The sequence below is a fragment of the Corynebacterium sp. MSK195 genome (assembly GCF_030228885.1).
Lineage (GTDB): Bacteria > Actinomycetota > Actinomycetes > Mycobacteriales > Mycobacteriaceae > Corynebacterium.
On the sequence record NZ_JASPGT010000005.1, the window covers coordinates 114,548 to 131,538 of the forward strand.

General features: G+C 62.0%; 14 protein-coding genes. 10 read left to right on the forward strand and 4 right to left on the reverse strand.

Annotated elements, in window-relative coordinates; all coding sequences use genetic code 11:
- The first annotated feature begins 3 nt into the window (after window positions 1-3).
- The 3 genes from dnaJ (at window position 4) to exaC (ending at window position 3,444) form a co-directional block, all read left to right on the forward strand.
- Window positions 4-1,209: a molecular chaperone DnaJ gene (gene dnaJ / locus QP909_RS06895; protein ID WP_284766667.1), complete on the forward strand. Its 1,206-nt coding sequence runs from the start codon at window positions 4-6 to the stop codon at window positions 1,207-1,209.
- 20 nt (window positions 1,210-1,229) lie between these two features.
- Window positions 1,230-1,679, forward strand: a complete 450-nt coding sequence (locus tag QP909_RS06900; RefSeq protein ID WP_284766668.1) for a heat shock protein transcriptional repressor HspR — start codon at window positions 1,230-1,232, stop codon at window positions 1,677-1,679.
- A 244-nt stretch (window positions 1,680-1,923) separates the two neighbouring features.
- Complete coding sequence (gene exaC, locus QP909_RS06905) at window positions 1,924-3,444, forward strand: acetaldehyde dehydrogenase ExaC (RefSeq protein ID WP_284766669.1); 1,521 nt, start codon at window positions 1,924-1,926, stop codon at window positions 3,442-3,444.
- A 17-nt stretch (window positions 3,445-3,461) separates the two neighbouring features.
- Here the strand turns inward: exaC and QP909_RS06910 are convergent, their stop codons facing one another.
- Window positions 3,462-4,592 carry an alpha/beta hydrolase gene (locus QP909_RS06910; protein WP_284766670.1) on the reverse strand — a complete coding sequence of 377 codons (1,131 nt, stop codon included), beginning with the start codon at window positions 4,590-4,592 and terminating at the stop codon, window positions 3,462-3,464.
- Between the two features lie 32 nt (window positions 4,593-4,624).
- Window positions 4,625-4,888 (reverse strand): hypothetical protein, encoded by a 264-nt coding sequence (locus QP909_RS06915; protein ID WP_284766671.1) that lies wholly within the window; start codon window positions 4,886-4,888, stop codon window positions 4,625-4,627.
- A 91-nt stretch (window positions 4,889-4,979) separates the two neighbouring features.
- On the opposite strand from QP909_RS06915, the gene QP909_RS06920 reads away from it, so the two are divergent.
- A complete protein-coding gene (locus QP909_RS06920; RefSeq protein WP_284766672.1) occupies window positions 4,980-5,795 on the forward strand; it encodes a carbon-nitrogen hydrolase family protein in 816 nt (271 codons plus the stop codon).
- On the opposite strand, the gene QP909_RS06925 is transcribed toward QP909_RS06920, so the two are convergent.
- On the reverse strand, window positions 5,792-6,964 hold the full coding sequence (locus QP909_RS06925) for a 2-polyprenylphenol hydroxylase (RefSeq protein ID WP_284766673.1): 1,173 nt from the start codon (window positions 6,962-6,964) through the stop codon (window positions 5,792-5,794). The genes QP909_RS06920 and QP909_RS06925 overlap by 4 nt on opposite strands.
- A gap of 85 nt (window positions 6,965-7,049) precedes the next feature.
- On the opposite strand from QP909_RS06925, the gene QP909_RS06930 reads away from it, so the two are divergent.
- Window positions 7,050-7,499, forward strand: a complete 450-nt coding sequence (locus QP909_RS06930; RefSeq protein ID WP_284766674.1) for an acetyltransferase — start codon at window positions 7,050-7,052, stop codon at window positions 7,497-7,499.
- Here QP909_RS06930 and QP909_RS06935 read toward each other — a convergent pair.
- Entirely contained in the window at window positions 7,494-8,609 is a 1,116-nt protein-coding gene (locus QP909_RS06935) for an NAD(P)-binding domain-containing protein (RefSeq protein WP_502868620.1), read from the reverse strand. The two genes, QP909_RS06930 and QP909_RS06935, sit on opposite strands and share 6 nt — an antisense overlap.
- A gap of 124 nt (window positions 8,610-8,733) precedes the next feature.
- Here QP909_RS06935 and QP909_RS06940 point away from each other — a divergent pair, with 124 nt between their 5' ends.
- The 5 genes from QP909_RS06940 to QP909_RS06960 all read left to right on the forward strand — a co-directional run bounded on the left by QP909_RS06940 (window position 8,734) and on the right by QP909_RS06960 (window position 16,964).
- Window positions 8,734-10,107 carry a sodium/glutamate symporter gene (locus QP909_RS06940; protein ID WP_284766676.1) on the forward strand — a complete coding sequence of 458 codons (1,374 nt, stop codon included), beginning with the start codon at window positions 8,734-8,736 and terminating at the stop codon, window positions 10,105-10,107.
- A 285-nt stretch (window positions 10,108-10,392) separates the two neighbouring features.
- Window positions 10,393-11,775, forward strand: coding sequence for a TetR/AcrR family transcriptional regulator (locus tag QP909_RS06945; protein WP_284766677.1), 1,383 nt, complete (start codon window positions 10,393-10,395; stop codon window positions 11,773-11,775).
- 132 nt (window positions 11,776-11,907) lie between these two features.
- On the forward strand, window positions 11,908-14,463 hold the full coding sequence (clpB, locus tag QP909_RS06950; protein ID WP_269953933.1) for an ATP-dependent chaperone ClpB: 2,556 nt from the start codon (window positions 11,908-11,910) through the stop codon (window positions 14,461-14,463).
- A 56-nt stretch (window positions 14,464-14,519) separates the two neighbouring features.
- The gene (locus QP909_RS06955; protein ID WP_005329334.1) at window positions 14,520-15,377 is read left to right on the forward strand and encodes a sulfurtransferase; all 858 of its coding nucleotides are present in this window, start codon (window positions 14,520-14,522) and stop codon (window positions 15,375-15,377) included.
- A gap of 93 nt (window positions 15,378-15,470) precedes the next feature.
- On the forward strand, window positions 15,471-16,964 hold the full coding sequence (locus tag QP909_RS06960; protein WP_284766678.1) for a TtfA family protein: 1,494 nt from the start codon (window positions 15,471-15,473) through the stop codon (window positions 16,962-16,964).
- Window positions 16,965-16,991: the final 27 nt, after the last annotated feature.

The window sequence follows — 16,991 nt, forward strand, 5'->3', positions numbered from 1 at the left end:
CCAGTGAGCGCTAAACCCGAATGGGCAGACAAAGATTACTATGCGGATCTGGGGGTCTCCTCGTCCGCAGACCAGAACGAGATTAAGCGTGCCTACCGCAAGCTAGCGCGCGAAAATCACCCCGATACCCACCCGGACGACCCCGCAGCAGCGGAACGGTTCAAGAAGGTTGCGGAAGCCTACGACGTGCTTTCCGACGCCACCGAGCGCAAGGAATATGACCAGTTCAAGGCCATGCTTCGCAATGGAGGCGGCTTTGGACGGATGGGAGGCGCCGGATTTCCCGGCGGGTTTCGATCCACGCGCATGGGTGGACAAGGTGCGCAAGAATTCGACCTCTCGGACCTCTTCGGAGGATCCGCTGGAGGATCGGCTCAAGGCGGCGGTGTTGGGGATATCTTCGGTAGCGTTTTCAACCGCGGCGGTAGTGCTGGCCACTCAGCTAAACCGTCGCGGGGGGCCGACGTCGAAACGGAAATAACCCTCGACTTCCGCGAGGCCGCTAAGGGAACCACCATTCCCCTGGCGCTCAGCGGCAATGCGCCGTGCACCACGTGCCACGGCTCGGGTTCCGCTTCCGGCAAGACCTCTACCTGTGGCACCTGCAGCGGTACCGGTTTTACCTCGGAAAACCGCGGCGCGTTCGGTTTCTCTGCCCCGTGCAAGGACTGCGATGGCACCGGCCGACGCATCACGGATCCGTGCAAGGATTGCCACGGCACCGGCACGGTTCACCGCACCCGCAATATCACCGTGCGCATCCCCGCCGGCGTCATCGATGGACAAAAGGTCCGCCTCGCTGGCCAAGGCGAAGCAGGTCCCAACGGCACTCCGGCCGGTGACCTCTTCGTGGCGGTGACTGTAAAGCCGGACAAGGTCTTTACTCGCGAGGGCGATGACCTCCATGTCGCCGTTCCGGTTTCCTTCACGGAGCTGGCCTTGGGCGATACCATCGCGGTTCCTACTTTGGATAACCCGGTGCGCGTGAAGATCCCCGCTGGTACGCCGGATGGACGCACGCTGCGGGTGCGCGGAAGGGGCATCGCCAAGCGCGGTGGCAACTCCGGTGATCTGCTGGTTACCGTGCAGGTTACCGTGCCCACCAAGCTCGATGCTGCAGCCTCTAGCGCTCTGCGCACCTATGCTCAAGCGGAAAAGGACTCCGGTTTCAACCCGCGTGCGGGTTGGGCCGGCGCCGAGAATGCTTAAGGCAGGAGGTGTGTTGAAAGATGAGCACTGGAAAGGCAGAAGATTCCGGCACCGCGGTCTACGTCATCTCGGTAGCTGCGGAACTATCCGGAATGCACGCCCAAACCCTGCGCACCTATGACCGCATGGGCTTAGTCTCCCCGGCTCGTACCCGTGGCGGCGGCCGCCGCTACTCCGACCGGGATATCGAGCTGCTGCGCAAGATTCAAGCACTATCCCAAGACGATGGTGTAAACCTTGCCGGCATCAAGTCCATTATCGAGTTGACCGAGGAACGCGATCGACTCGAGGCCGAGCGCGACGCTTTAGCTGAAGAGGTCCGGGCCCTGCGCGAGCAGGCCGCTGGACGCCGTCCGCAGCGCAGCGGTGAGCTTGTCCATGTCCCACGGTCCACTTCCGTGGTGATGTGGAGCCCGCGCACCGCGCGTGAGCGCAAGCGCTCCCGCAGCCGTGGATACGGCCAAGACTAACTCTCGCTCTGCAGACGAGTACACCCAACCCCGCAACCAGCTTCCCCGCTGGATGCGGGGTTTTCTTCTGCCTACGTACTCGCGGTGGCATGTGAATATTTGCAAAGGGGGTAACTGTAATCAGTGCGCATTGCAAAGTTTAGGGTTAGGATGACTAGCAGGCAGGTGATGTGCAACACAGAGATCGGTAATAGTGTTGTGCAACACCTTCACCTGTAATCTTCTCCAGGAAAGGACACGCACCATGACCCTGTATGCAGCCCCGGGAACCGAAGGTTCCATCGTTGACTACCGCGAAAGCTATGACAACTACATCGGCGGCCAGTGGGTGGCGCCCGTCGATGGTGAATACATGGACAACATCAGTCCAGTAAACGGCGAGGTATTTTGCCGGGTAGCTCGCGGCAAAGAAGCCGATATCAACCTGGCTATCGATGCCGCGGAAAAGGCTTTCGAAACCTTCGGTAAAACCACCCCGGCCGAGCGTGCATTGCTTCTGCATCGCATTGCGGACCGCATCGAGGAAAACCTGGAAAAGATTGCGGTCGCGGAAACTTGGGAGAATGGCAAGGCCGTACGCGAAACTCTGGCCGCTGATATTCCGCTGGCCGTGGATCACTTCCGCTACTTCGCTGGCGCCATCCGCGCCCAGGAGGGCCGGCTTTCCCAGCTCAACCAGGACACCGTGGCCTATCACTACCATGAGCCGCTCGGCGTCGTAGGCCAGATTATCCCGTGGAATTTCCCGTTGCTCATGGCCGCCTGGAAGATTGCGCCAGCGCTGGCTGCTGGAAACTGCATTGTCATGAAGCCGGCTGAGCAAACCCCAGCATCCATCCTGTTGCTCATCGATATCATCGGTGATCTTCTTCCTGCCGGCGTGCTCAATATCGTCAATGGCCTGGGAGATGAAGCCGGTGCGGCACTATCCGGTTCGGACCGCATTGCCAAAATCGCCTTCACCGGCTCTACCCCGGTAGGAAAGATCATCAACAAGGCTGCCGCTGACAAGGTCATCCCCGTCACCTTGGAGCTGGGTGGTAAATCCCCGTCCATCTTCTTCAAAGACATCATGGATGAAGACGATTCCTACCTGGAAAAGTGCGTGGAGGGCTTTGTGATGTTTGCCCTTAACCAAGGCGAGGTCTGCACGTGCCCGTCGCGCGCACTGGTGCACGAAGACATTGCGGATAAGTTCTTGGAACTGGCCGTTGAGCGAGTCAAGAAGATTAAGATTGGTCACCCGCTTGATACCGAAACCATGATGGGCGCGCAGGCCTCCCAGGAGCAGATGGACAAGATCAAGCAGTACCTGGAGATTGGTCCGCAAGAAGGTGCGGAGACTCTTGTGGGCGGCCACGTCAACAAGGTGGAAGGCTTGGAAAAGGGCTACTACATCGAGCCCACCGTGTTTAAGGGAAATAACGACATGCGCATCTTCCAGGAAGAGATCTTTGGCCCGGTGCTCTCCGTAGCTACGTTCAAGGATTATGACGAGGCGATCGCAATCGCAAACGCCACCAACTTCGGCCTTGGGGCGGGCGTATGGTCGCGCAGCCAAAACATCTGCTACCGCGCAGGCCGCGATATCCAGGCCGGCCGCGTGTGGGTCAATCACTACCACGACTACCCAGCACATAGCGCGTTTGGTGGTTACAAGGAATCTGGCCTTGGCCGTGAGAACCACTTGATGATGCTGGGCCACTATCAGGAGACTAAGAATATGTTGGTCTCCTATTCGGATCAGCCGGCCGGTCTGTTCTAAAGGCCGTACCCATCGGACTAGTTCGCGCGCGCCACTTGGCCTAGACCACGCAAGAACCGCGGGTCCTCCCAATAGGAGCCATGATCGCCAGGGAGGCCATCCGCACCGGGAAGGGGAGTGGCGCCAAAGGTATCAACGGTGGGATCGGGACCATGGATGCCGGCGTGAGGCCCCGTCGTAATAGCGATGGGGTCGTTGGCATTTGTGGCTGCCCAGATGCGGCCATGCAGTTCTGAGGCGTGGTCAGCGCCGGTGCCGGGACTGCCGACGAGCACTACGTCCTCAGCAATCCTTTCTTGCTTTGCGGCGTGCCCGGTGACGACGGAACCATAGGAATATCCCACTACGGTGCGCTTGGCCTGCGGATAGCGTGTACCGAGCGAGCGCTGAAACCGGGCGAGTTCTTGACTGGCAGTGCGCGCGGGAGTGGCGTGAACCGCACGGGGCAGGGAGGATGGCGCCTGGTAACCCAACCACACCACCGCCGGCCCGCCGCTGGCCTTGGCTAGATTGCGGCCGCGGTCCACCGCGCGCTGCCAGGTTTCTGGATCGGAGGAGTGAACTCCTTCCACGAAGGTGGTAAGTGATGCCGGCGTAGTCCGAAAACCGCCGGGGTCCACCATGGCTACGAGCCGTCCGTCGCTAGTTTCTAGCACCCGCATATCCGGGTTCTGCCTGGCTAGCTGAGATACGTGCTCGCTGGCTTGGGCGAGGTTGATTTCGTGGACTGTATCCAACGGAAGATCGGAATAGTCCGCTAACCGGGCGGGCGGTTCCACGCCAGCAGGTGTACACAGCGCATCGATCTCTTGGGCGCACAACCAATCGAGGGAATCACCGAGTGCGCGCACCTGATTTAACAACAGCCCAGCCGCGCTGGCGGCGACCCCGCTGCGCTCATCTACTTGTCCTAGAAATGCGATGATGCGGTCTTCGAGTTCTTCTCGGCGGGCTTGCAGGCTGGCGTGGCGCTCAAGGATGGTGGCAACCTGCTCCATCTGGTGCAGCGGCTGGGCCAGCCAGTCGGTGTAGCCCGCCAAACTGGTGCGGGCGGCGTCACCAGCGGGGCCGCCCAGTGATAGGCCACGCCAATCCTGGCGTGCATCTATAACACGAAATCGCAGTTCAGCGCGTTCGCTATGTAACATACTGGCGCCATGTCTTAAAGCCATAGATAGGGTCATCGCGCATCTCCCAATGCATTGCCCAGGCGGGAATCCACCCCAGCGGCAGTGCCGAGGAAGGCCGCAATGGAGCGCAATTGCTCGGCCGTGGCGTCCTCCGTTGCGGCCACGGCGCTGGACCAGGTGTCGCGGGCTCGTTCTAGTGCGGCCGCGGTGCGGCAGGCGGTATCGAGCGCGGCCGTCGGCGGTGGCAGCGGAGGGCGCGCCATGAGGGAGCGGACGTAATCGGGCAGGTGCGTGGGAATTTCTACATAACTCATGCCCCTAAGCCTGATGGACCACACAATGCCGCGCTAGGGGTAAAGGCGCAGCCTGTGGATAACTCCGCCCTGCTTCATTATTTTGGGAGGCATGAAGGTAGCAGCAGTGCAGTTAACATCCACCGGAAATATCACCGAAAACCAGGAACTGGCGCTTGCCAAGATCCGTGAGGCGGCCGGAAACGGGGCGCGGTTAATCGTGCTTCCGGAGGCCACGGCGCAGAATTTCCGCTCTGGGCGCCTTGATGAGCAGGCACAGACGCTCGAAGGCCCGTTCGCCACGGCTATCCAAGCGCTCGCAGAGGAGCTCGAGGTCACCGTCGTGGCCGGCATGTTCTGCCCAGCCGATACCGTGGAGCGCGAGGGCAAGACCATTAATCGCGTGACCAATACGGCGCTCATTGCAGGTCCTGGCGTACTGGGTGGCTACGACAAGATTCATACCTATGATGCCTTTGACTACCGCGAATCGGATACGGTCTTGGCCGGTGAATCGCTGGTGGCCTTCGACGTGGATGACCTTATTGTGGGCGTAGCCACCTGCTATGACATTCGTTTTCCGGAGCAGTTTAAGGAGCTGGCCAGCCAGGGCGCGCAGCTCATTGTTGTGCCCACGAGCTGGGCGGACGGCCCCGGAAAGCTGGAGCAATGGCGCCTGCTCACGGCCGCGCGTGCCTTGGACTCCACCAGCTATATCCTCGCGGCCGGGCAGTCGCGCCCAGGCGGTGACGCTGAGGCGGGCAATCCTTCCGGACCAACGGGCATTGGCCATTCCACCATCGTTGACCCGAATGGCGTGCGCATGGCCGAGGCCGGGTACGAGGATGACATCCTCTATGCCGACATCGATCCGAATGAGGTAGCGAAAACCCGCCGCGCTCTGCCGGTTGTGGCCACTGCGGACTAGGCCAGCGCCGCGTAGTCTTCCGGCTGCCAGCGCCCGTCGCGGCCCCAGCTAAGGACGTCGATCTGCTGCTTGCCGACGCCCCTTTGAACCAACCTTTCCGCACCTTCCACAACCTCTTCGGCCGGTCCGACGAGTAGGAAGCGCGGGGGAGTGCCTGTGGATAACTCCACCTCGTTGACTACTACATCGGTCGGTTCCCCGGAGACTACATAGTCGGCGTCGGGTGCCAATTCGCGGGCATTGAGCAGCCACGGGTCTTGTTCTTCCCGCACGATGCGGCGCACCGGTACGCCGAGCGCTGCCAGGTTCTGCTGGAAGTAGGTGTCATAGTGGGCGCCGGGGCTGCCCGCCACGGCAAAGAGGCGCGGTGCTCGGCCGCGGCCTTTATCGCCCAGCGCGGCGAGCGCCGCGCAGCGGGCCGTGGCCCAGCCGGTGCCGTAGGCGATGATGACCAGTTCTCCTGCGCCCGCGTTCTGGAGGCTAATGCCGCCGGCGGGCTGGCCCAAAGTCCACCAATCGCCGGGCTGCGCGTGCGCGAGGGACCGGGAAGCCTCGCCCGCGGTAGAGACGTGGAAGACTACTTGGCCGGTTCCGTCGCTAGGCTGCGCAGGAGTGAGCATCCGCCATTGCCCGGGCAAGTACTGTGTGGTCACCGGAAAGTGCTGCCCCGGTTGGTAGGGCACAGCCAGGCCAGCCTCCACGCGGATGATGGATGTCTCGCGGGTGGGGTGATCTACAGCTACCACTTGCGCCGAGTGCGCCGGTGCTTCGCCGGCGGCGTCGGATTCCCGGGCGGCGTCGGCCATCGTGGTGCATACCTGGTGGATGACGCCGCAGGCAAAGTTGTATTGATACTGCGTCAGCGCTAAAACCCGCAGGCCTGCTACGAGGGCATCGTCGAAGCGGGCATAGATTTCGGGCGGAAACCCATGCCGGCGGTGATCGCGGGCGAGCTGGGTGAGCTTTGCGGAGACGTCGGCAAGCAGGGGCTCCCCAGGCTCCGTATGTTCAATCACCCACGCCAGCGCAGGCACCATCGAGGTATGGGTATCGCGCATGGACAGGGCAAAAATCTGCCGGGATTCAGGCACCGCGTTAAAGAAATGCTCGTGGACCGCATCGCGGTACTCGTCTGCGTAATTTCGAAAATGCTCGCCCAATTCCCACATGCTTGACCATCCTAATGCGCGCCGTGGGCGGAATGGGGCAGCGCCAACGTTGCTAGGCTTATATGGGGTGAAAAGCAACGAACGGATGACACTACGGCCCATTTTTGGCGCGGCCGACTATCCAACCTTGGTGCAGATATGGCGCAGCGCGGTAGACGCCACCCACGATTTTCTTGCCGCGGAGGACCGCAAACGCATCGAAGAAAACCTCATTCCCCATTACTTTCCCGCGGTAGAACTTTTCGCTGCCGAACTGGACGGCGAGCTCGTGGGCTTTGCCGGGGTGGCCGAAGGCACGGTGGAAATGCTGTTTATCGCCAGCGATTACCACGGCCGGGGAATCGGTACCGCGCTCCTGGATGAGGCGGTGTCCCGCCATGGCGCGCGCACGGTAGACGTTAATGAACACAACCCCGGGGCCGTGGGCTTTTATCGCAGCTACGGGTTCGTTATCACCGGCCGGGACGAGACCGATGCCGATGGCAGGCCCTATCCCATCCTGCACATGCGGCTAGACCTGGAGCCCCAGTTATAGGTCAAGGGCGGCGATAACCTCTCTCGCGGCCAAGCGGCCGGCACGGGTAGCCCCCACGGTCGAGGCGGTTGACCCGTATCCGGCCAGGAAGACGCGGGGATTGGCAAGAGGGGCGACCTCGTTGCGCAGGGCGATGCCACCGTGGCGCGAGCGCAGCCGCAGCGGTGCCAAGTGATTGAGGACCGGCCGAAAGCCCGTATTCCAGAAGATGACATCGACAGTTATATGAGTTCCGGCCGGGAATGGCTGCCACGCTGCCGGCTGCGGATAATCCTCCGGCAGGTCCGGTGCCGCGCCAAAAGTCACGCCGGTGGAGTCGATGGCGTTAAACATGCCACGGGATACGAGGAGGCCGCGCTCCACCGCCTCCAGATACTCCTGCCATGGCGGGATCCCCGTGGTGGAGACCACAGATGCGGGGTGCTGGCCGCCAAAGACGCGGGAGCGAACCTTGTCCTCTACATCGCGGCCCCAGCGCTCATCAAAGTTGGTGCGCACAAAGTCTGGGGCGCGCCGGGTTGCCCAGGTGGTCTGCGCGATGCCCTCCAACTCCAATAGGAATTGCACGGCTGATAGCCCGCCGCCCACCACGAGGACGCGCTGGCCGGAAAAATCTTTGGCCGCGGAATAGTCCTTCGTGTGCAGCTGCCGGCCGCCAAATGAGGAAATTCCCGGGATAAAGGGGATATAGGGCCGATCCCACGTGCCGGTGGCATTGACGATGGTGCGCGCGACAAGTACCTCCCCGGAATCTAGAGTGACGTGGAAGTCACCGTCCTGGGTCACGCGGCGCACGCGCGCCGGGCGGTAGGGGCGCAGGTGAAACTGGTCCTCGTAGGCTCCGTAATACTCTGCAATCACCTGCGAGGCGGGGGTGGAATCATCGCCTTTGGGAGCCTTCATCCCCGGCAGGTTGGCAATGCCGTGTGCCTTGCCCAGCGTGAGCGAATCCCACCGGTGACGCCAGGCGCCGCCGGGGCCTGGGGTGGCGTCAATAAGCAGAAAGTCCTCGCCGGGCACAAGACCGCGGTGGGCGAGTTGCTGGGCCGTTGCCAACCCCGCCTGTCCCGCGCCGATTACGATGCAGAGGTAAGAAGCCACGCCTCCCATAGTAAGCGGGGGTGAAAATGGGATCCTATGTTGTGGCTCACTTGTCGGCAGGTATTGTATTCCCTATCCGTCTGCCCTCTAACGGGGGCAAGTCGCCATAATTGCACAGCTAGAAAGGGTCCCCATGGAAGATTTTTCCGCATATACGCTCATGCTAGATGTGGGCTGGATTTCTTTGCTCATGGTCATCGGCAACGTCCTGCGTCACCAGGTGAAGTTCATCTTCCAGGACCTGCTGCTACCTGCCCCGATTACCGCCGGCCTCATTGGCTTGGTGGTTGGCCCAAACGTTCTGGGCTGGATCAATTTCTCCGATAACTTGGGTGATTACACCTCCATCCTCATTGCGGTGGTCTTTGCGTCTATGGCCTACTCCATGGAAGTGGGCGGCAACATGGGCAAGGGTGCGCGCAATATGTGGGGCTTTTCCACCATGATGTTCACGGGCCAGTGGGGCCTGTTCATCGTGCTGGGCCTTTTCCTCTTTGCGCCGCTTTTTGATACCCCGAATTGGTTCGGCATGATGCTGCCCGTCGGTTTTACCGGCGGCTTCGGTACTGCTGCGGCCGTGGGCGGCGCGCTGGAGGGCGTGGGCGCTGATGCCGCGTCTTCGCTCGGCTTTACCTCCGCGACCGTCGGCACGCTGGCCGCAATCATCGGCGGCGTAATCGCCGGCAACTGGGGCATCCGCAAGGGCAAGGTTTCCCACGTGCCGAAGGAGTTGCCGGAAGAGCTGCGTCGCGGCTACATCAAAAACATCGATGAGCGCCCGTCGCTCGGCCGCGCTACCACCAACCCTTCCTCCATCGAGCCGCTCGCATTGCACTTCGGCTTCATTATCCTGACCGTGATGACCGCCTACGGCATTAACCAGGGCCTGAGCAGCATCTGGGAAAACGTCTCCGTGCCGCTCTTTGCTATGTCCATGGTGGTGGGCCTTCTCTTCCGTGCGGTCATGAATTTCGTCGGCGCCGAGGATTATCTGGATAAGGACTCCATTTCCTCCATTTCCGGCGCGGCCACGGACTACCTCATCGCTTTCGGCGTGGCTGCCATCGTCCCAGCCGCTATTGCCTCTTATTGGCAGGCACTTCTCCTACTCTTCGTCCTGGGCACCATCTTCTGCCTGTTCTTCTTGCTGTGGTTCCCGGCCGAGTTCTTTGGTGAGCGCTGGATCGAGCGCGGCATCTTTGGCTGGGGCTGGGCCACCGCCACCGTGGCGACCGGCATCGCCATCCTCAAGATTGTGGATCCTAAGCTCAAGTCCGGCACGCTGTCCGAATACGGCATGGCCTATATCGGTTTCGGTCCCTTCGAAATCTCGTGGACCATCATCGCGCCCATGGCCGTCATGTACGGATTTACCGGCGCCTTCGGTGCCATTTCCTTGGCGATTTCCATCGGCGTCTACATTGCCTTCAAGGCCATGCGCCTTATGCCGCCGCGCGGCACTATCTTCCAGGAGGGCATCGGCCATGTAGGACAGAAGCAAGCATAGCCGCGCTTGCCGACGACCCCCTCCGTCAACCTTAAAAAACTATGAGATTGGCCGCGCTAAAGTTAAGAAAATAATTCGCCGGTGTGGGTGAGCCGAGGTGCTTACCGTCGTAATCATGGCTCATCAGCCGCGCTACCACCGTTAACATCGGTGAGTGTCGGATTCCTTGAAAAGGATAATCGATTGAGACTATCCCTGTACCTTAAATTTTGTTAGAATTAGCGGGTATTAATCTTTGTCTTGATGGGGAACTAGATGTACCAGTTAGATGGGGCTTCCAGGCGGGTGATCATCCTGGAAGCCGCTGTTTATGTGGCGGGCTGCGAAGGCGAGCAGGCCGTTACCGTGGAATCTGTGGCGGACCAGGCCGGTCTCTCGCCGCAGGCGGTAGCTGAGGAATTTGCCAGCGGCGCCGACATGCTCGCGGAAATCCCCGCCTTCTTGGATCGTCGTATGTCTGAATACATGGTGGAAGCAGCATGCCACCTGCCGGAGGGTAATTCTGGCGGCGATGTCCTCATGCAGCTGGCAGAGGCCTACTTTGCCTACGCACAGGACGAGCCTGGTATCTACCACTACCTCTTCGAGCGGTACGATGCCATGGATGAGGAGCACGTCTGCCAATTTGCCAAGGGAGAAAAGTCGGGGACTCCGGGGGCGGACATGGCGCTGGACGTCGTCAAGCGCTTTGCCGAAGAACAGGGTGCCGTCGTAGCGGCAGATGGAGATATCTCGCCCTTGGAAATCGGCCGCATCACTTTGGCGCTCTGGTCGGTCATTCATGGCATGGGGCACTTGAGTGTGGTGGGTATCTTGCGCCTGCAGCACGCCGTTATTCGCGCCGCCAACCTTAAGCAGGTCGATCGCCTCGTAGTCGATGCCCTGCAATATTGGTTTAAGAATAAGCAGATCCCGCAACGTCGCCCCATTATGAACGATGCCCGCGGCATTGTGGAAAAGGTCATGGGCAGCGAGCGTGAAAAACCCTTCGTGGTCCCGGATAACATTGAGCAGATGGATCCTGAGGAAGCCAAGGAGGTCATCATCGAGGCCGCGCTGCGCGTGGCTGGTCGCCGCGGTGTCGACCGCCGCTTCTTTGACCACGTGGCCGAAAAGCTTGGTACCTCCAAAGGCTTCCTGACCACCATCGTGGACAACGATTTCGCGCTGCGCGAGGCCGCAGAGGATCTCACCACGACGGAAATGGCCAAGGTCTTCGAGGATTGCCTTGCTGCGCTTCCGGAGGACACCCCCACTGTAGACCAACTGCAGATTGTTGCTGCCGCCTATTTTAATTACGCGATGATGTACCCAGAGCGCTTCAGCTCCATTATCGCGCTGGCCTCCGGTTCCATCGTTCCACACAATGGTGATGGCAGCTCGCACCAGGGCATGACCAAGAACTTTGCCATCATGATGGACCTACTCCGCAAGTTTGTCATCGAGATGGGCATTACCCCCACCGACCAGCTGGTTTATATCAGCGCCTTGGCTGTATGGGCCGGCGCCAATGGCATTGCCCATCTGTGCAGTATCGGCGATTTCAAGACCTTTAATGAAGATCTCAAGTGGGCGCTTTTTGTTCAGGTAGTGACCGTATCCTTCTTTGCCATCGCGCATAGCTTGCAGATTCTGGGCCATGAAAACGAGGAGTACAAGCAGGTTTAAAAGTCCTGCGCAAAGTTGAGCGCCCCACGCTCAAAAATATTTAGGTTGAGTGGAATAGGCTCAACTCTGGGTGCGTTGTGCTAAGTGAAGCCCTACAGTGGGTGAATAAAACTTAGAAGGAGCAACGCACACATGAACTCATTTAACCCCACCACTAAAACGCAAGAGGCCTTGCAGGACGCCCTGCAAACCGCCTCCTCTAACGGCAACCCGGATATCCGCCCGGCCCATCTGCTGGCCGCTATCTTGAGCCAGGACGGCGGCATTGCCGCCCCAGTTCTTAAGGCCACCGGCGTAGACCCAGATACCGTGCTCAAGGAAGCCCGCGAGCTCGTTGATTCTTATCCCAAAGCCGAGGGCGCCAATATGGCCAACCCGCAATTTAACCGCGATGGCCTCAACGTCCTGACTAAATCGCAGGAGTTGGCCGGGGAGCTGGGCGATGAATTCGTCTCCACCGAGGTCCTGCTCGCCGCCATCGCCGGCTCTAAGACCGACGCCGCCGAGCTACTTACCGGCCGTGGTGCTACTTATGACGCCATCAAGGGTGCCTTCCCCTCCGTCCGCGGCGCTGCCAAGGTAACTTCCGAGAACCCGGAGGACCAGTTCCAGGCCCTAGAAAAGTACGCCACGGACCTCACCGCGCGCGCCCGCGAGGGAAAGATCGACCCGGTCATCGGCCGCGATCAGGAAATCCGCCGCGTGGTCCAGGTGCTTAGCCGTCGCACGAAGAATAACCCAGTACTTATTGGCGAACCCGGAGTGGGCAAAACCGCCATCGTGGAGGGCTTGGCCCGCCGCATCGTGGCTGGCGACGTCCCCGAGTCTCTCAAGGGCAAGACCCTCATCAGCCTGGATCTAGGCTCCATGGTCGCCGGCGCGAAGTACCGCGGCGAATTCGAGGAGCGCCTCAAGGCCGTGCTCGATGAGATTAAATCCTCCGAGGGCGAGATCATCACCTTCATCGATGAGCTGCACACCATCGTCGGCGCCGGCGCTACTGGCGACGGCTCCATGGACGCCGGCAACATGATTAAGCCCATGTTGGCCCGCGGCGAGCTGCGCTTGGTTGGCGCCACCACCTTGGACGAGTACCGCAAGTACATTGAAAAGGACGCCGCCCTCGAGCGCCGCTTCCAGCAGGTCTACGCCGCCGAGCCTTCCGTGGAAGACACCATCGGCATCCTGCGTGGCTTGAAGGAGCGCTACGAGGTGCATCACGGCGTGCGCATCATGGACTCTGCGCTGGTATCGGCCGCCGAGCTATCCAATCGCTACATCACCAACCGCTTCCTACCGGATAAGGCCATCGACCTCGTCGATGAGGCAGGCTCCCGCCTGCGCATGGAGATCGACTCCTCCCCGCAGGAAATCGACGAGCTTGAGCGCATCGTTCGCCGCATGGAGATCGAAGAGCTGGCGCTGAAGAAGGAATCTGACGCCGCCTCCCAGGATCGCCTGGCTACCCTGCAGGGTGAGCTCGCGGACCAGCGTGAGAAGCTCGGGGAGCTCAAGGCCCGCTGGGCCAACGAGAAGAAGGCCATCGATGATGTCCAAAACATCAAGGAAGAACTCGATGACCTGCGCCGCCAAGCCGAAATTGCCGAGCGCGACGGCGACCTCGCACTGGCCTCTGAGATCAACTACGGCAAGATTCCACCGCTGGAAAAGGATCTCGCGGCTGCGGAGGTCAAGGCCGCCGAGCAGCGCAACACGATGCTCGATGAGGAGGTAAGCCCGGACACCATCGCGGAGGTCGTTTCCGCCTGGACCGGCATCCCGGCCGGCAAGATGTTGCAGGGCGAGACCGAGAAGCTGCTCAACATGGAATCCGTGCTGGGCAACCGTGTGGTCGGCCAGAAGGAAGCCGTCACCGCGGTTTCGGACGCCGTGCGCCGCTCCCGTGCGGGCGTGGCCGACCCCAACCGACCGACCGGTTCCTTCCTCTTCCTCGGCCCCACCGGTGTGGGCAAGACCGAGCTCGCGAAGGCATTGGCGGACTTCCTCTTTGACGATGAATCCGCCATGGTGCGCATCGATATGTCCGAGTACGGCGAGAAGCACTCCGTTTCCCGCCTCGTCGGTGCCCCTCCGGGATACGTCGGCCACGAGGCTGGCGGCCAGCTCACCGAGGCCGTGCGCCGTCGCCCCTACACGCTCGTGCTTTTCGACGAGGTAGAGAAGGCCCACCCCGACGTCTTCGACGTCCTCCTGCAGGTCCTGGATGAAGGTCGGCTTACCGACGGCCAAGGACGCACCGTCGACTTCCGCAATACCGTTATTATCCTGACCTCCAACCTGGGCGCCGGCGGCACCCGCGAGGAGACCATGGACGCGGTGAAGAAGGCCTTCAAGCCCGAATTCATCAACCGCCTCGATGATGTGGTTATGTTCGAGCCCCTTTCTGAGGAGCTACTGCGCGGCATCGTCGACATCCAACTGCGCGGCCTGTCCGAGCGCCTCGACGCCCGCCGCCTGACCCTGCAGGTCTCGGATTCCGCCAAGTCCTGGCTCGCCGAGCGCGGCTACGACCCGGCCTATGGCGCCCGCCCGTTGCGCCGCACCATCCAGCAGGCCATTGGTGACAAGCTCGCCAAGAAGCTCCTGGCCGGCGACATCGTTGATGGCGACACCGTCCACGTGGACGTCGCCGATGGCGGCGCCGAGCTAGACATCGCCGCCCGCTAGTCGGCCGCGCAGCGCCCGCCGCGCCAAATCCTGCTCATGCCCCTAGACTCGGGGGCATGAGCATTTTGGTCTCCCCGCAAGAACTCCGCGAATCCATTTATCACGGCGAGCGTTTCACCCTCTTGGCCACCCACTGGCAGCCGCAGCTGCGCCAGAGCTATAACGAATTTACCTCCCTGCACATCCCGACGGCACTATTTAGCGATACCGCCAATTCCTTCGCCGGCCTGCCCGGCTCCCAGGTAGGCCGCAACCCGCTGCCGGATCCGGATAAGCTGCAGGAGCACTTCCGCCAGTGGGGAATCCGCGAGGACCGTCCCGTCGTGGTCTATGACGAAGGCCGTGGCCTTTTCGCCGGCCGCGCCTGGTGGACCTTGCGCTGGGCCGGCCTGGACAACGTCCGCATCCTCGACGGCGGCCTAGCCAATTGGCGCCACCTGGGCTATACCACGCTTACCGGCCCTGGCAACTTCGCCGTTGGTGCCACCGCCGAGGTCAACCCGGGCCAGATGCCCGTGGCCACCATCGATGACGTGCGCAATCACGATGGCCTGCTCATCGATACCCGCACCCGCAACCGCTTCGCCGGCCGTCGCGAGAACCTTGACCTCAAGGCCGGCCACATCCCCGGCGCCGTCAATGTGCCGGAGCGCCTGTTCCACAACGATGGCCTGCGCACCTGGAAGTCCGCGGGCGAAATCCGCGAAGTGCTTTTCGACGCCGGCCTCACCCCCGACAATGTCCAAGGCGCCATCATCTACTCCGGTTCCGGTAACCACTCCGCCCTCGCCTTGGCCGCCATGGAAGACGCTGGCTTCACCGGCCTGCGCCACTATGTCGGTGGCTGGTCCCAGTGGTCTGCCAACCCCCACAACCCCGTCGAGCGCGGCGACCGCCTCACCGTCAACGGCTAATCGCCCCAGCCCGCCCCTCGCTTCGCCCTCAGCCTCCCGCGTCCGCGCGCCGAGCGCTGAGCGCTTGCTCGTTCCTACTACTATCGTGGGGTGATGGCTTTTCTAATCCTTGCTTTTGCGGTCCTTCTCGGCATTGCCGGCGGTGCCCTGCTGCTTTACGACGGCAAACAGCGCACCTCCACCCCTACCCCCTCCGCCGACACAGACCCCAGCTCCGCGGACCCCACTCCCGCTGATGCCGCTCTCGCAGATCCCACTCCAACTGACTCCGCATCCACCGACGCCGCACCCGAAAACACTGCCCCGGTCGAGCCTGCCGATTCGGCCTCGAGCGTGGCCCCCGAGCGTGCCCCTGCCGCTGACCCGGCTACCCCGGCCACCGAAGCAGCTGCGTCAGCTCCCGCACCGGAGCCCACTCCCGAGCCCGCGACCGAGACCCCGTCCCAGCAAGAACCTGAGCCAATTGACGAACCCGAGCCGGCCCCCGAGCGTGAACCGGCCCCCGAACCGGAGCGCCAGCCGAGCCACGAGACCGCGAGCGAGCACCCCGCACCTTCCAAGCCCCACGCACGTCACCGGCCGATCCTGCCGGGAACCATGCGCCGCGAGCGCCGCAATTGGGCGGAAGCCAAGGGATTTGAATTCATGAAGGCCGACCCTTACCTCGTAGACGAATGGACCAGGGGAGTGGCCTCCACGGGCGCGGCTCCCAAAGACATTGTCGCCGGTAACGTGTACGGCCACGAGATGCTGTTGATGGATATCGATGGCGTCAACGTCATGGCTATGCGCACCGGCGCAGCCTCCGACATGGTGGTGGACTTCCGTCGTTTCGATCGCGACGACGCGAAGGCTTCCGAGGACCTGCTGTTGGCCATGACCATCGAGGGATTCGATGTGTATTCCTCGGATAGCGCCGTGACCGAGCGCATGGTGGACGAGCGCGTCCACGTCGCCCTACAGCAAATGCCCGAGGCTGTTACCGCACTGTGGATGGAAACAGAGTGGGCCCTGGCGCAGACCACGAAGCAGGCGCGATCCGCGGAATGGGACGCGATGCTGCCGCCTCTCGCCCTGCTTGCCGACGCCGCCCGCGTCCTGCCCCCGCGTACCTCGGCCACCCACGTCGTGCGCCTTGAGGAATTGGATCCAGCCCGCGAGATTCCCGCCCAGCCCATCGTCGAGGCCGTCGGCGGCGCGCCGACCGCAGGCGCACCCGAATTCGAGCGACCGGTCATTCAGCGCCCAGAGGAGCCTTTGCAGATGCCGTCTCGGGCCTATTCTGAAACCCGCGGGCCAGTCGAGCACAGTGCCCTCGGCGGCGACGAAGTAGACGCCATTGCCGACGGCCGTGAGCGCCCCACCCCCGATTCCCACACCGCCCGCCTGCCGCGCCAGCAGTTCCGTGCCGCCTCCATCTTCGACAGCCCCTCCGCCGACTCCACCACCGATGGCCTCCGTGCGGCCGACCCCAACCCAGTCGGCACCACCCCGGCAAGCGAGTCCGCGGCCGATCGCACCCAGGCCGACCCCAACCCGGCGAGCGAGTCCGCGGCCGAGGAATCGGACCCGCGCCGGGGAGAGTAGCCTAGAGTCCGATACCGGCGGCCGGCC